The sequence below is a fragment of the Parabacteroides sp. An277 genome, from assembly GCF_002159645.1.
Classification (GTDB): Bacteria; Bacteroidota; Bacteroidia; order Bacteroidales; family Tannerellaceae; genus Parabacteroides.
Genome location: NZ_NFJB01000100.1, coordinates 1 through 513, shown reverse-complemented (window position 1 = coordinate 513; position 513 = coordinate 1). Strand labels below are relative to the sequence as shown.

The 513-nt window shown below is 55.2% G+C and carries 1 protein-coding gene; it reads right to left on the bottom strand.

Features of this window, described 5'->3' with window-relative positions; all coding sequences use genetic code 11:
- On the bottom strand, nucleotides 1-513 hold a 513-nt coding region (locus tag B5F77_RS15495), incomplete at both ends, for a transposase (RefSeq protein ID WP_140392915.1).

Genomic DNA, 513 nt, shown 5'->3' with positions numbered 1-513 from the left:
ACAGTCCGTATGCCGTTTGGATGTCAGGGTATTCTTCAAACAATATCGCGGCCCTCTGCTTCTGCCTGTCGGTCCATTTGTCTGCGGACTTGAACAACAAGTAACGCGAGCGTATAAGCAGTTCCTTACGGGTGTCACCATTGGGAAATCTGTACGGGATATACTCCTTGTCCTTTTGTCTGGCTTCCTCCATTTCATCATTAGCCAGCTGTATGGCATCCCAGCGGTGCTTGACGCGCAACTCCTGCACGGCTTCGCAGGCCAGTTTCTGGATATGGAAGCGGTCGATGACGCGGCTGGCTTTGGGGAATGCCGTCCGGACAATCTTGCGCATGGGATCCGACAAGTCAAGCGTGACCTCCTCGACAGCATAGCGACGCTCCTCGTCTATACGCTTTAGGACAGCGATCACATCCTCCGCTTTTGTACCCGCTACGACGGCGACCAAGGACTGCTCACGTGTACGGGCCTCACGGTTGGTCACGAACGTGTACAGCTCACCGCCAGAGAGCG